Annotated in this window: 12 protein-coding genes; 9 read left to right on the plus strand and 3 right to left on the minus strand. The window is 36.2% G+C overall.

Annotated elements, in window-relative coordinates; translation table 11 throughout:
- The 8 genes from ABDZ97_RS02505 to ABDZ97_RS02540 all read left to right on the plus strand — a co-directional run.
- On the plus strand, positions 1–307 hold a 307-nt coding region (locus ABDZ97_RS02505), incomplete at its 5' end, for a hypothetical protein (protein ID WP_343784758.1).
- Positions 304–2,466, plus strand: coding sequence for a T9SS type A sorting domain-containing protein (locus tag ABDZ97_RS02510; protein WP_343784760.1), 2,163 nt, complete (start codon positions 304–306; stop codon positions 2,464–2,466). The genes ABDZ97_RS02505 and ABDZ97_RS02510, both read left to right, overlap by 4 nt.
- A 406-nt stretch (positions 2,467–2,872) precedes the next feature.
- Complete coding sequence (locus tag ABDZ97_RS02515) at positions 2,873–3,586, plus strand: porin family protein (protein ID WP_343784762.1); 714 nt, start codon at positions 2,873–2,875, stop codon at positions 3,584–3,586.
- Between the two features lie 24 nt (positions 3,587–3,610).
- On the plus strand, positions 3,611–4,225 hold the full coding sequence (locus ABDZ97_RS02520; RefSeq protein WP_343784764.1) for a hypothetical protein: 615 nt from the start codon (positions 3,611–3,613) through the stop codon (positions 4,223–4,225).
- Positions 4,222–4,839, plus strand: coding sequence for a hypothetical protein (locus ABDZ97_RS02525; protein ID WP_343784766.1), 618 nt, complete (start codon positions 4,222–4,224; stop codon positions 4,837–4,839). The genes ABDZ97_RS02520 and ABDZ97_RS02525 overlap by 4 nt, the downstream gene beginning before the upstream one ends.
- Complete coding sequence (locus ABDZ97_RS02530; protein WP_343784768.1) at positions 4,836–5,477, plus strand: hypothetical protein; 642 nt, start codon at positions 4,836–4,838, stop codon at positions 5,475–5,477. The genes ABDZ97_RS02525 and ABDZ97_RS02530 overlap by 4 nt, the downstream gene beginning before the upstream one ends.
- A complete protein-coding gene (locus tag ABDZ97_RS02535; RefSeq protein WP_343784770.1) occupies positions 5,474–6,118 on the plus strand; it encodes a hypothetical protein in 645 nt (214 codons plus the stop codon). The genes ABDZ97_RS02530 and ABDZ97_RS02535 overlap by 4 nt, the downstream gene beginning before the upstream one ends.
- Positions 6,119–6,224: 106 nt before the next feature.
- The gene (locus ABDZ97_RS02540; protein WP_343784772.1) at positions 6,225–8,162 is read left to right on the plus strand and encodes a T9SS type A sorting domain-containing protein; all 1,938 of its coding nucleotides are present in this window, start codon (positions 6,225–6,227) and stop codon (positions 8,160–8,162) included.
- Between the two features lie 86 nt (positions 8,163–8,248).
- Here ABDZ97_RS02540 and ABDZ97_RS02545 read toward each other — a convergent pair whose 3' ends face one another.
- The 3 genes from ABDZ97_RS02545 to ABDZ97_RS02555 are packed head-to-tail and all read right to left on the minus strand — an operon-like array spanning position 8,249 to position 12,757.
- The gene (locus ABDZ97_RS02545) at positions 8,249–9,160 is read right to left on the minus strand and encodes a DNA-binding transcriptional response regulator (protein ID WP_343784774.1); all 912 of its coding nucleotides are present in this window, start codon (positions 9,158–9,160) and stop codon (positions 8,249–8,251) included.
- Complete coding sequence (locus ABDZ97_RS02550; RefSeq protein WP_343784776.1) at positions 9,157–11,529, minus strand: ATP-binding protein; 2,373 nt, start codon at positions 11,527–11,529, stop codon at positions 9,157–9,159. The genes ABDZ97_RS02545 and ABDZ97_RS02550 overlap by 4 nt, the downstream gene beginning before the upstream one ends.
- A gap of 1 nt (position 11,530) precedes the next feature.
- Positions 11,531–12,757 carry a DNA cytosine methyltransferase gene (locus ABDZ97_RS02555; RefSeq protein WP_343784778.1) on the minus strand — a complete coding sequence of 409 codons (1,227 nt, stop codon included), beginning with the start codon at positions 12,755–12,757 and terminating at the stop codon, positions 11,531–11,533.
- A 604-nt stretch (positions 12,758–13,361) separates the two neighbouring features.
- Between ABDZ97_RS02555 and ABDZ97_RS02560 the strand changes: the two genes are divergently transcribed.
- Positions 13,362–13,928 carry a hypothetical protein gene (locus ABDZ97_RS02560; RefSeq protein ID WP_343784780.1) on the plus strand — a complete coding sequence of 189 codons (567 nt, stop codon included), beginning with the start codon at positions 13,362–13,364 and terminating at the stop codon, positions 13,926–13,928.
- Positions 13,929–14,162 lie beyond the last annotated feature (234 nt).

Consider the following 14,162-nt stretch of genomic DNA (forward strand, 5'->3'; position numbering starts at 1 on the left):
TACTTTTTACGAATATGGAACTAGATTCGGACCACGTATTAGTTTGGCGTTCGCAGCCGGTATCAATCCTATAATGTCAACCGGTAAGTTAAACTACTTGCCTTACGCAGACTTACCTCCGGTCGTTGTATTAATTCCTTCCGGTTCTTTTGGAATGTTCTATAGAACAAAAAACAATAGGTTCTACTTTTCAATCAGCGGTTACATAATGTATCGCCACTCCATTTATAAGGAGCGGAAAAGTAGCCGTTTATCCCCATGGATGGGTTGTTCAGTTAAGTATAATTTTAAATTCAGAGTAAAATGAAGCAGTTCTTATTTTTTCTCATGATACTAAGTTTAAATTCAAGCTATAGTCAGATAATAGATCCAACATGGAAAAACCTAGTGCCAAACTACAGTTTTGAAGTAGTAACAGAAGATTATCCAAACAACCCTAATGGAGGGGTTGGCCCATCAGGAGACCCTGACTATTATTGCTATGATGACGGTGGATATGAATGGATTGGCACTTATTGGCAAGAGGTTTACGAATGGACACATCCACTTAGGAAGAGTGTGTTTTGTGGATGGAGTCGCCCCCCTGTAGGAACAGCAAACGTTCTACGAAACGGAGCTGTATGGTCTACGCATGCCAGAAGTGGAATAAACAGGGGAAACGGTACCAATGGGGAGTTTTTGGTTGTCCCATTATGGCACGGAGGTTTAGAAACAGGTAAAATTTATTTCATTGAAACTTTTAGAAGAGGGAATGGAACATCAAACGTCTACTTTTCTAACGGGCAAACAAGGCAATGTGGTAATAATAAAGATGTTGAATCACCATCTGGCGGGGTGCTGTTAAAATCATTTAGTGCAAATTCTGGGGATAACTGGACCAGAACAAAACACTATTACTCCTCTTTTTTCGATTTGGACTGGATGACACTGGGTGTGAACGGCGATCCCGGCGATGGCACCGGAGGTGGTGATTGGGATGACATCCGCATCTACGAAGTACAACCCAATGGGTGCCGGGATAACTGGTACTTTGACAATACCGTGTTCAATTACCCAACGGAATTTTTTCAGGCAGGAAACAACATTTATGTTGGCAAAGGGATGGACCCCGAGGATGGTATTAACCATATCGCGGGTGAAGTCCGTATTCTCAATGGCTCGCATGCCATCCTGCAAGCCGGAAACCAGGTGATTCTCGGGGACGGTTTTACTATGGAACCCGGCGGCTCGCGTCTGCTGGTCGAAAACCAACCCTGTAGCGACGGGTTATGCCCGAACACCATTTCCTTTACCGACCAGCTAATCTGTGACCAGCCCGGCAAGCTGATCGGAGATAGCAACGTAGACTACTGGGGTACTTCCGTTTCCTGGTCTCCCGCTGACCATTTAGACGATCCCACGAGTGCCAATCCCTATTTTACCACACCTGCCGGTGCGGGGGTCGTTGATTACACGGTAACGGTAAACTATACCTGCGATACAGGGTTTGAGTATACGCAATCATTTCCCGTTACCGTACAGTATTCAAACAGCTCCGACCTTACAGCAAGTATCAGCGTTACAAACACCGATGAGGGTACGGAACATTTCACGGCTGATTTTTCCATTTCTGAAGGGGTAACAGAGATAACCATTAACCAACTGGGCATGCCTTTTTATAGCGAGACTTTCTATAGAGGAGTCGATTTCTCGGGGACAACCTTCCATTGGGAAATGCCTGATGGATGGCTGACCGGATCCTGTCAGGATTCCTACTTTTCGGTCGAAGCGGTAAACGGGTGCTCCGATGCATCGCAGACTATCCAGTTGCCATGGGAAAAGGATTACCAGGGTATTATCGAATTTGAACATCAGTGGGATCCGGAACATGCGCCCAATTGTTGTGTCATCAATATGTATGATGGTTTCTGTTTCTATACTGAATTTGCCGACAGCTATGAGTTGGCGGTGTTCGGTCCATCAGGCAGTATCAGTCCCATACATACAAGTTCCGGAGCCATAACCTCCAATACGATGTGTATCTGGAACGGTGAGGGGTTGGATCCGTATTATTACGATAATTTCGCATATCCGCAGTCCTATAGCCTTACACTCTATAACGTATGCGGACAGGAGTTGTACAAACACGGTTATGTGGTTGTTACCACGGGCACCAAATCTGCAAACGGTAACCAGGGGCTTCCATCCAAGGGAGAAAAATACGAGCGCGAAATACAGGAGCTAACTTCCGGTAATGAACGCCTTCTGCTGTTCCCCAACCCCAACAAAGGAAGCTTTCAGGTGCAATTACCCGCATTTGAAACCCCGGGGACACTTCAGGTACGTGATTTCACAGGGCGTATTATTTATGAGGAAATGCCCGAAACAACAGAAGTTACCTGCGAACTGAATGCAGCGGCAGGAACTTATTTCCTTCACTGGCAAAATGACAACAAAAACGAAGTGATACGGTTTGTAATAGAATAAATACTTCTTGTGTAAAACTGAAAATAAGATATGATACGGACTGGTTTTTTTCTTATTCTATTTCTATCAGGCTGTAATAAAGAACCGGCATTGCCGGTTCTTTACACTCAAGGTACAGGAGTGACGAATATCCTTGGGCAGCTATAGAGAATAATCAGGATGCCAATCGAAGTGGTTTTTCAGCTTTTCCAAGTGAATCATTTTCAACAATGTATGGAGGTGCAATTGCATTTGGAGGGATATCTCATCAAGCTATGTGGTGGAGTTCCAGTCAAGTTGATTCTGAAAGCTCTTGGAGTTATAATATTGTACAAAATAGTACTGAAATAGTAATGCATCAATACTCTGGTAATAACACTAATCTAAGATCTATTCGTTGCATTAAAGAATAATTTATACCAAAAAAATGAAATATTTAATCAGAAAGAAATATCTGACAGTTCTATTCCTGTTCTTTATTGCTTCAGCTGTTTTCTCTCAATCTTCATTATCTATTTTTGGGGGAATAAATCTATCGTCGCGTACACCTGAAAGAGTATACTGGGAACACAAAACTACATTCGGATACAATTTAGGAGGACTCTATGAATATAGTTTTACTGACTATTTCGCATTATCGGGAGGTCTTGAAACCAACACAAGGGGAAGTGCCTTTTTTGTAATGGTCTGGCATCCTACTTTCCCTGATAATTACATCAGCTTCGATTTAACTGCTCAACGAAAGGTTCAATATCTTGATCTTCCTATCTATGCAAAGTTTTACATGCATCTTTCTCCAAAAGTAAATTTATTTGGTGCAATAGGTCCGTTTGTTGGAATTGCTCTCTTTGGCATGTATGATAGAATTTACTTTGAGTCAGATGACCTTGATTCTTATCCAAAAACAAAGTTGGAATATGTCAAAGGACGAGACCTTGCCAAACCAAGATGGGAAGCCGGAATAAATTATAGAATTGGAATAGAGTATATGAAATTTACATTTAGTGCAGCCTATTCCATGGGGTTGGTTAATCATGCAGAAGAATATTATAATCCAACTTATGCCCTAAATGTTGAAAGAGTAAACCAATGGGCTATACAATTTAGTTTGGGGTATCGGTTTTCATTTGAGAAAAAATGAGTTAAATCAATTGATTAGACGGTTATGAAAATTATTCAATCTATACTTTTCCTGATCGGTATGGTTAGTCTCGGAGCGAGGGCACAGCAAAATGATGGTAGGGGATTGGGTGTCGATTCAGTAAGCATGGAACCCAAAAAAGAGACCTTTCAGGGTGTCTATTTAGAGTTTTTAGGCCGAAATCTGACCTATGCTGTAGGCTATGAATTTGTCTCTAAAAAAGGGAAAAATGCGTTTGGGATAGGAGTCGGTGCCCGGTATCTATATCAATCTGTTGCTGGCAAAAAGTTCTCTAACTTTTCGTTGAGTGTTTCCCCATTCTATGAATACGGCAACAGCTTCGGACTTCGTACGGGAATCAGTCTCGCAATGGATAGTAATCCCATTGTGTATTCCAATAAACTGGATTACTTACACCCCGCTGACCAACCCTATTATCTCAGTCTGTTCCCTTCCTATTTTCTGGGAGCTTTCTATCGAACAAAAAAGCAGCGTTTTCAGATTATTCTTTACGGACAGGTCTATACATGGATTGTTAGAAGAAAGAGGGAGGTTGGTGTAAAGTGGAAACCTTACGTAACTATTAGTCCCTTGGTGGGATTGACCGTAAAGTATAACTTTAAAAACAGAACGAAATGAAACAATTTATAATCGTAGTTATACTCATGATTTCTCTGCCTGTTTACAGCCAGATTCAGGATCCTACATGGAATAGTATCACACAATCCACAACAGACTCCACGAGCAGTAAACGAAATAGACAACTATATCATGGTCTGTCTGTCGAATTACTGGGCCCTGCATTTATGTCCTCGGTAGGGTACAATTTAGAATACGAAATCAATCAGCGTCTTTTACTACAGTTTGACTTTCGAGCAGCCGGACATGTAGGCTATTTTACCAGAGGTTGGTCTATTGGCCCTTCGCTTAATCAATCCGTCGTTTTGTTTGGTAAAAACCCTAAGCTGAAATTAGGATTATCCGAAGGTATCGTTTTTAACGTGCCAAGTATTAATGGCAGGTTTAACAGTTGGGTACCCTGGGACAGACCTCCGCGGATGATGTATTATTTTTCAGGAAACATCGGTTGTGAAATCACAGTGGTTAAAGGCCTTTTTTACATCACTCCCGAAGTGAATTTTTCACTCCTTAACAAGATGGGATACACAGCTGATGACAATATGAATATAATAGAGATCACAAGACGCTATTTTTTACCGTCTTGCGGGGTTGACTTCAAATTCAGATTATGAAAAAGATTCTTTTCTTACTTATCGGGATTAGCCTAATTCCCCATTTAGTCGGGAGTCAGTCAAACCATATACCGGATTTAACACCTGGTTCAGGGAAGTCGGAAAAAGAAGACATTTTGTATCGACAAAAATCCCGATCACTTCACGGTGTTTATCTCGAGGCTCTTGGTAAGAATCCACTTTGGTATTCGATGGGGTACGAATGGACGAAAAAGTTTCCAAAGAAACACGGAGCCGGAGTAACAACAGGCATTGGTTTCAATCCTATTAAAAAAAGATTTCTAAATCTTCACCTGGGAGTCGGAGGATTTTATGAATATGGTAATCAATTTGGCTTCAGAATAGGTTCCTACCTTGGTTATAATGCAACTCCCATCATGTATACGGACGCATTACATGAAACAATGGTCTATTCTGATATGCCGTATATCCATGCAGTGAGTTTGGTTCCCAACCTATCCTTTTTTTACAGAACAAAAAATGATAACTGGCAATTTCTACTTTCAGGAGTAACCTATTGGGAAGCTACTCAGATAAGAACTTCTGATTTTTCTGTGAAGTGGTTAAGCAACCCTCCTTTTTCCACTATTTTTCCGGGTATAACGGTAAAGTATCATTTTAAAATAGTAGAAGAATGAGTCTAAAACAATTGTTGATAGCCGTAGTATGCCTGATGCTTCTCCGTTCTGATCATTTACTAATGGCTCAGGTAGCAGATCCGCTAAGAACAAATCAAAGCATCAAGCACCCTGCCAATACAACCAGAATGCCTGGAGAGAACTTAGATTCTATACAAGACAAAACACTTGAATCTCATGGCTTTTTTGGAGAGTTCATGGGTAGGAACATTGTCTACTCATTGGGATACGAATACACCTTTCAAAAGAACAAACACGGAATTGGCGTCGGAATTGGAGCATCCGGAATGAAGCATTACGCTCCCGGAAAATCATATCCTAACTATACATTCAGTCTTTCGCCTTTTTACGAATATGGAACTAGATTTGGACCACGAATTAGTTTGACGTTCGCAGCTGGTATCAATCCTATACTGTCAACCGGTAAGTTAAACTACTTGCCTTACGCAGACTTACCTCCGGTCGTTGTTGTAATGCCTTCCGGTTCTTTGGGAATGTTTTACAGGCCAAGAAACAATAGATTCCATTTTTCAATTAGTGGTTACCTCATCTATCGCTACTCCATTTATAAAGAGCGAAAAAGTAGCCGTTTATCCCCCTGGGTGGGGTGTTCGGTAAAGTATAATTTTAAATTCAGGTAATTAGTGGTCAATTGAGTTTGCCTGTTTTAGTTTTGTTACCTAACAGGGTTTTGCCATAATCTTTTTTCGTAACTTTCAGATTATTAAAGATTAATTCATCCTGAAAATGAAATATGCCTACGTACTAATCGGTTTTATTTTCCTATTGATCTCCACGTCTGTATTTTCTCAGAATTTTGATGCTACTCCACGTTCGATGGTTACACAACCTATGGATGAAGGAAATAGACGGGCAATGTTGTTTCCTGTTCAAAATGGTCAGTCGGGGGCATCAGGAAACATTGTATGGGCCGCAAATTTTTCATCCCTAACGAATTGGATAGCTACAGGACCAGCAGAAATGAATCCGGATAATACTTTTACGATCACTTCAGGTGAAGGAACCTGGTATTTTGATGCATGGACCGCTTCTACAAGTGGAGGAAATTACGCTTTGTTTACAAATGGAGATCCAACGAATGCCTCCCACATAAACAATACATTTCACCTAACTTTTGACTCTATTTTTGACCTGTCTGCGCTAAATAACGTAATTATTGAATTTGAACAATACGGTGCACGGTACTATGATCAACAACTTGTAGAAGTATCAACAGATTTAGGAGTTACCTGGAAAGTCGTGGGTACAAATGATGATATTTTCAGACTTACGTATGACGGTGGTGTACCCTATCCGGCATCTATGCTAAGACAGTACAACATTACTACTGCTATTTCGGACAATCCTTCTCAGGTTATGTTCCGGTTTACGGTTGATTATAATACTGATGATGTAGTAAACGGAAAATCGTATGGATGGTTTATTGATGATGTGAAAATTCGTGAAGGGTTTGAGTATGATTTAAAGTTAGTACAAGCTTTCACTAGCATTGGTGATAACCATATTTCCTATACAAAGTTGTCAGAAGACCGAATCTTTCATCCGAACACCTTTATTAATTTTGGTGCAATTGTAAAAAATGAAGGCTCTGCGCCGATAGAAGTAAGCCTTAAGATAATTTCTTCTAACGGTATAGAGAGAGTCAGCCCGCAAAGTGTTTTAGTACAACCTCATGAGATAGACACCCTTACTATAGAGGGAACAAATGGAATAGATATCTACGAATTCCTTGTTGATGAACAATACAATTTTCACTTTGAACTGGAAACAACGGAGCAGTTGGAAAACACATGGAATGATACATTAACTATTCCTTTTGAATATTTTTCTACTTATAACACAAATCGCTTTAACACCCGGGATTTTTATGATGGTTCCGATGAAAGCTTGACAGGGGCTTTTTATGAATTTGATGGCGAAGATAATTCAGGTGCTTGTTTGGGTATGGTATTTGAATTGTTTTTTGCGAATACTTTGTTTTTTGATGAGATTAGTGTTGGGATTTCAAAACTCTCTCAAGAAGAATTTCAGCAAATACAGGGAAGTTCAATTTATGCTGAAATTTACAGGTATGATGGTAGCTCTTTAGAGTTCTTGTCTTCATCAGAAGAATATGAAATTCAATTTGAAGATTTAGGGACACATATAAATTTAGTTCCATCTAATAATTCTCTTAACCCGTCTTATTTGAATACCGGAGATCGGACCGTCGTGTTTATTTGCAACTCAGGAAGTACATTTGCTCCTATACAACTTTCTGGCTTATTACCTTTTAAAAGTGTAATAGGTAAAAATGTAACAAGTTGGTTTTATACAGCCCCGGACGATTATTATCAGAACATGACGTTTGCCCCGGTCATACGGTTGTTGACAATGACAACGATTTCAATCGATGAAAACGAACTCACAACGAAAAAAATACAACTTTATCCTAATCCAGGTTCTGAAGTAATAAACCTTAGCCTTACGCTAACTCAACAATCTACAGTATCAATCTACATAGTTGATGTTTCGGGAAAGTTGATTTCTAAAACAGAAGAAATAGGGCTTCCTGAGGGGGAACATCAAATTCCGGTTTCGGTTGCTTCTTTAAGCAAGGGAGTATATACCCTAATGATACGTACGAATAAGGGGGTGTATATGGAGAAACTACTCAAAAATTGATACTCTTGTTGATGTAGTGGTTTGAATTGAAAGTAGAGATAAGATGTGTGCGTATTCTTTTTATTAGAATTAACAGTAAATTTTGACTACTTGACAGACTTAATTTTCTTTTCAATAGTGTTTATTTTATTTATGTAATTGTTTAAATCACGTCTAATTTTTTTACAAAAATCCTTATCGAAATAAACTTCTTCTCCTTTAACTTTAAAAAACTCTTTGCCTTGTTCGTTTTTTTTAAGTTCAGAATGTGCAAATTGATTGCGGATTAGTATAACTTCGTCATTGTATTTTGATGCAAAATTTTCTTCTTTCATTATTTCTAAAATTGCACCTAGAGCAAATATTTTCTGAGAAGAATTAAAAAGAACATTATCTCGTAAAATGTCTTTTACTTTTCTTTTTTCTGCTCTTTCATATTTTTCCTTAGCGTTTGCAAAAATGTTGTCGAAAATCGTATTCAATAATGGTGTAATGTGTTCTTCAAGGTAGGGATTACTTAATTGTTTTCGAACAATTTCTTCCATTTTCAAATCTAAGGAACTTGTCTCTTGCATTATCATCCCTCTCATTGTTACAATGTTCTGAAACTTTGCAATTGTTAAGTTAATCACTTCAATTATTGAATTTTGCAGTTCTTTATGATAATCTTGTCCGTCAAGCTGGTAGAATGTTATTCTGCTACTGTTTGCTAACTTTGTAGTAGACAATTCACTATTTGCAGAGTAGAAAAATATTTCGGTTAAGATATGTTTTTCATCACGAATAAAATCAATTACTTCATTTCCGTGGCTTTCATTTAGATTTAAGTCTGTAATAATTAGGTCATAGGTTTGACTGTCTTCATATTTTTCTTTGAACTCGTCAAAATCTTCTGCTGTATCAATATGAACATTGAAAAACTCATTTTCAAGATGACTTTTTACATTTTCTATTAAAGATAAGAATGGTCGAGTGTCAATTTTATCTTCAACCCAGATAATTTTATAATTTAGCTTCATACGGGGAATTTTAAGTTGAACTCGGCTCCTTGATTAGATTGCACAAATTCAATTGATGCTTTATATTTACTTAATAAATCTTTCACATGATAAAGCCCGATACCAGAACCATCAGTATTACTATATCTAAAATCAAAAATTTTATCCTTGATTTCATCTGGAATACCACTTCCATTATCTTTAAAATTTAAAATCAAATATTCTTTACTCTTTATCCATTCAAGTTCAATTTTAGTAGACTTAGCTTTTCTTGAATTTGAAAACAAATTGTCTAATATCACTGTGATTTCAAACGGTCTGAATTTTAGTATGTGTTTAACTGAACTTTTTTCTTTTATTTCAATTTTTATTAGTCTTTTTTGATGTATAAAGGAGTCTGCGGGAACGTAAATATTTTGAACATAATCATTGACGAAAGATACAAGGTCATTTGTTATTTTTTCTGCTTGTGTATTAAACCCAGCCTTTGTTACAAATCTTGAAGCACTTACAATCCTTAGTACTTCAAGACTAATATCCTTAACATCTTTAATCAGTTTATCTTTGGGCTTATCTTCGTTGATTGAATCAATTAAAGAATCTAAACTCCAAGTTATATTTCCAGCGGTATGGATTATTTGATGTTGAAGAGCCAATAAATCTTTTTTCTCACGACCAATCTGAGATTTATCAAAAAGTTTTTCAGCGATTTCCCGATCTAATTCATTTTTTAACTCTTCGTTCTCTACAAGTTTAAGTAATGCTTCTTCTTCTGCTTCAATTTTACTTTTTTGTAAATCAGAAATTTTCTTCTCTACATTTTTAATTGTTTGAATTACTTCTTTTTCGTCAAAATCTCCCTGCTTAATTTTTTCGGAAATAGTTTTCAAAACCCCTTGAGCAGATTGTTCACTTTTAGCATCTAAAATGCTCAAAATATTCTCTGATAGCTGAAAGCTTAAAACATTTTTAGAGTTGGTTAAATTTTTAATTAACTTCGATATATTCTCATTTACATCAAAATTGCTTTGATTATCTTTCCCTTCATTTTTAATGAAAGACTGATTTATATTGATATAATCATCTTCTGATAAAAAATTCCCCCAATCAGTAATTTCTATTGTGTATTTTTCAAGCTTTTTTAAAGTTTCATAAAATTGTTCGACAAGATTATCATAAGTTTTAGTTTTGATAAAACCATCACCTCTACTTGATGTTTCTTTCAAATTAGGATTATTACTACTTATAGAAATATATCCAATAACCTCTCTTGTTCCTAAGTATCTTGAGTGTCCTTGGGCTTTACGATTATCCATTTTAAATGGATCTTCGCCTCTTTCACCATATGGATATATTCTCAAACCGTTCTTATAAACAAAAATATGTCCATAGTTTACTGGCTCTACACCCATACGCCTAGTAAATGTGGATTTTGCAGACTGGTTTAAAAAATAGATAGCATAATGTATATCAACTAAATCCGTATATGGATTTTCTTCTTCGATCTTATAAACAAATTTGCCTCCCTCAAATAAAGTAGTGATAATTTTATCTTTTTGAATATCAGATTCGATGTAACTTGTTTTTAACTGTAATGTCTCAAATATTGGATTTCGGATTTGACCGTTAATCACGTTAAAATATTCTATTTCGCTTTCATCAAGTTTACCCTCTTTTGCTTTTTTTGAGTTTTTAGTAATCTGTTTTTTATCTCCATCTATTTCATCCGTGACAGTTAAAAAAATCCTAAAGGGATCTTCATCCTGTATGGAAGAAGGGTTAATTAATCTTGCTAAGGAATCTTTCAGATTTTCAAATTTTTTACGATCCCAATCACTATGTAAATTTGATATTTCTAATACGGTTCCGTGTTGTATTCCATACGAATTCGATTCTAACGTTTCATGAAGGACGCTAACATTTACAAATTCATCATTACTATCCTCTTCAAACTTATTCCAATCGGTAATTAAAACTTCAGATTTTGCATCCGTTTGGTCTTTCAAAGTTTCAAGGTATAATTCACTTCCAAGTCTATCACAAGAAAATCTTCCAATACCCTTTGCTCCAGCATAAGCTCGTTTAACTTTAATTTTATCGCGATAGTTTTCATAACTATCCTCTTCTTTTCCTTCTTTTTTGGCTGAGTAGGCAACAAAAAGCCATTTATCAAGTAAATCTTGGTAACTCATTCCTTTTCCATTATCTTTTATAATGATTTTACCATTACTGCTGTATATGTCTTCAAAAACTACATCAACTCTCGTAGCGTGTGCATCATACGAATTTTTAACCAATTCAAATACTGCTATGAAATCATCTGTAATTAAATCTCTACCTATAATATTCTTTAAAGCAGAGCTGATTTTAAATTGTAATGGCTTCTGCATTTTAAAATAATTTATTAAGAACTAAACCAACTTGTTCCCCAAAAAGTGGAGGTATAGCATTTCCAATTTGTGAATATCTAGGAACTTCTTGGGTTCTTCTTTTGCCTCCTGTGGTGTATTTACCTTTGAACTCATACCAGTCATTAAATGATTGTATTCTTGCATACTCTCGTACAGTAAAAATTCTAGGTTCACAATAGTGAATATAATCGTCTGGTAAAGTTGTTATAGTTGGAGTCGGTGTTTCAGCTGATAGTGGAATTACTGTTCTCTTCTTGAGGTTAAATTTTTCTTTTAATTCGTTAGAAAGTGTTTTATTTTTTTCTGCATTTTCAAGAATAAACTCAAATTTTCTTAATGTGTCTTCATTGTGCTTTGCAAATCTATGACTGTCTGGAATTTCATTATGAACATTCTTTCTAAGCAATTTTTGATAACTGGATTGAATTGGATTGTAAAGACCTGCTGAAAATGATTTTGTGTCGGGAGATACAACTTCATTAATTTTTAGTAAGTCAGAAATAGCATCCTCTAAAGAATTTGTCAGTCCAATTCCTTTTTTAATTAAAAAAGTTTCTTTTTGCTTTCGGATTTGTTCAAAAAAATCGTTTGGTTTTACTTGATTAGCAATATCCTTTCTAATACCAACTAAAATAAATCTTGTTCGTTTTTGTGGAATTCCAAACTCTGAAAAATCAATCAATTTACCCTCAACTTTATATCCTTGGAAATCGCCTTTAGGGGAATCATATTCGAGTGCATTAGTAACATATTCAGAATAGATTTTTCCCTTAATTTTATTTTTATCAAACTTCTGTGTAAAGCCTTTAACATTTTCGAAAAAAATAACCTTTGGCTGAACCAGTCTAATAAATTTGATATAGGATTTTATTAATTCATTCCTTGAATCCCCCTCTACTCTTCTTCCTGCTGTTGAAAAACCCTGACAAGGTGGACCACCTGCCACAAGGTCAATTTCACCTCTTAGTAATTTTAAATTGTCCTTATAATTTTTAATTACTTCATTAATATCGTGATTTTGTTCTGTTAACCAATTTGGCCATTCAAAATGATTTGCCTTTTCAATCAAGTTGTATTGAAGTGTCTTAAAAGCGTCAGGACTTTTTTCAATAGCAAATTTACCTTTCCATAATCCTGAATTATACAATCCTAAAGAGAGCCCACCGCAACCTGCAAAAAGGTCTATATATGTTTTCTTCCTAGTCATTGTTAATTTTTGTTGGATTTAAAAGTTCTCGAATATCAATTGTGTGTATGTTTTCTAGATATGGTTGTTTTGTGTTCGAGTACCAGTGAGATATGATTGATTTATCTTCCTCAAGTTGTTCCGTTAACCACTTGTTTTTCTTTCTAGTCTTTGCTAAAGAAGCTTTGATTCTATTTAGTTCAATTTTTATCAAGACATTTTTGTTTTAAGCAAAAATATTAACTTACTTGATACAAAGTTTATTTCTTACACCTTTCTATCAGAGGTTGACAAATTCAAGCTTTTTTTGGTGTTGAATTTTCGTTTTTGTGGAAACCCAACTCCCCCTCCTATAATAGCACGGTTTCTTATGCTCAGATAATTGTTTTTAGTTGTATGTATTTAGTTTAATATGTTCAAATATAGAAAAATAAGTAAATCAAAAAACCGTTTTACTTTTTTCTTCCTTTTATTGTGGGACTAAAAAAATCTGTTTTCCAATTCCAGATAAAATAGACCAATTGGCACTAAAGTTCTGTTATTTCTCCACAGAAAGCATCGTCATTCTACTAAGCTTTTTTATTTTCGGCGAAAAACGGGAACAGTTAGCGATTAAAAACAATACATGGAACCCAAAACGGTTATTTCATTTGTGGTTATTCTGGCGTTGATCTATTTTAGATTTGGTCCGGGGAGTAGATTGTTAAAGAAAAAATCACATCATTATATTGTTCCTCCTTCACCTGATTCGGATCGAAATTGGATTCCGGTTGATATAGGACGGTACAAAAAGACGATTTATATAAAGAAAAACAGTCCTGAAGACATCCTGAAAACAATTGCTGAAATAAGTCCGGGAGAAAAATGGGAGGCAGATTATTCCTACGATGGCTGGATACGTATTACGGTAGAGGATGTCAGTTTTGGGGAGTATCACGCACTTCTTTCGATTTGTGACGCGGTAAACGAGGGACAAACGTATGGATTTTGTGAGCACAGAGATTCACCGGAGAAAGATTATATAGTCAGGGTCGATGAAGAATCATACGAGAATCTTATCGGAGTATTCAGGACAAATAAAAATTTCGGGATTTATCTCCCGAATTCGGAAAGCAATGCAAAAGGAAACATATCAGGATCTCCGGTAAAAGAGATAGATTTTTTCTCTGAGCTTAAAAAACTCCCGGTTTAATCCCAATAGTTATTGGGGGTGTATGAAAAAAAACGAGTGGAGAAAACGGTTCTCTGATTTCGTTTGAAAAATAAAAGGTATTTAGGGATTGGTATATTGCTTACTTTAGTTGGGGTGTTTAAACTATATTCTGAGGGGATTTACCAGAAAAACGGAGAGATATATTGGTTCAATATACTGGTCCCGTTTGGAATGGGAATAGCCGTATTGGTTTATACCTTCATAAAGATTTAC

This window comes from Wandonia haliotis, from assembly GCF_039523435.1.
Taxonomy (GTDB): domain Bacteria; phylum Bacteroidota; class Bacteroidia; order Flavobacteriales_D; family Crocinitomicaceae; genus Wandonia; species Wandonia haliotis.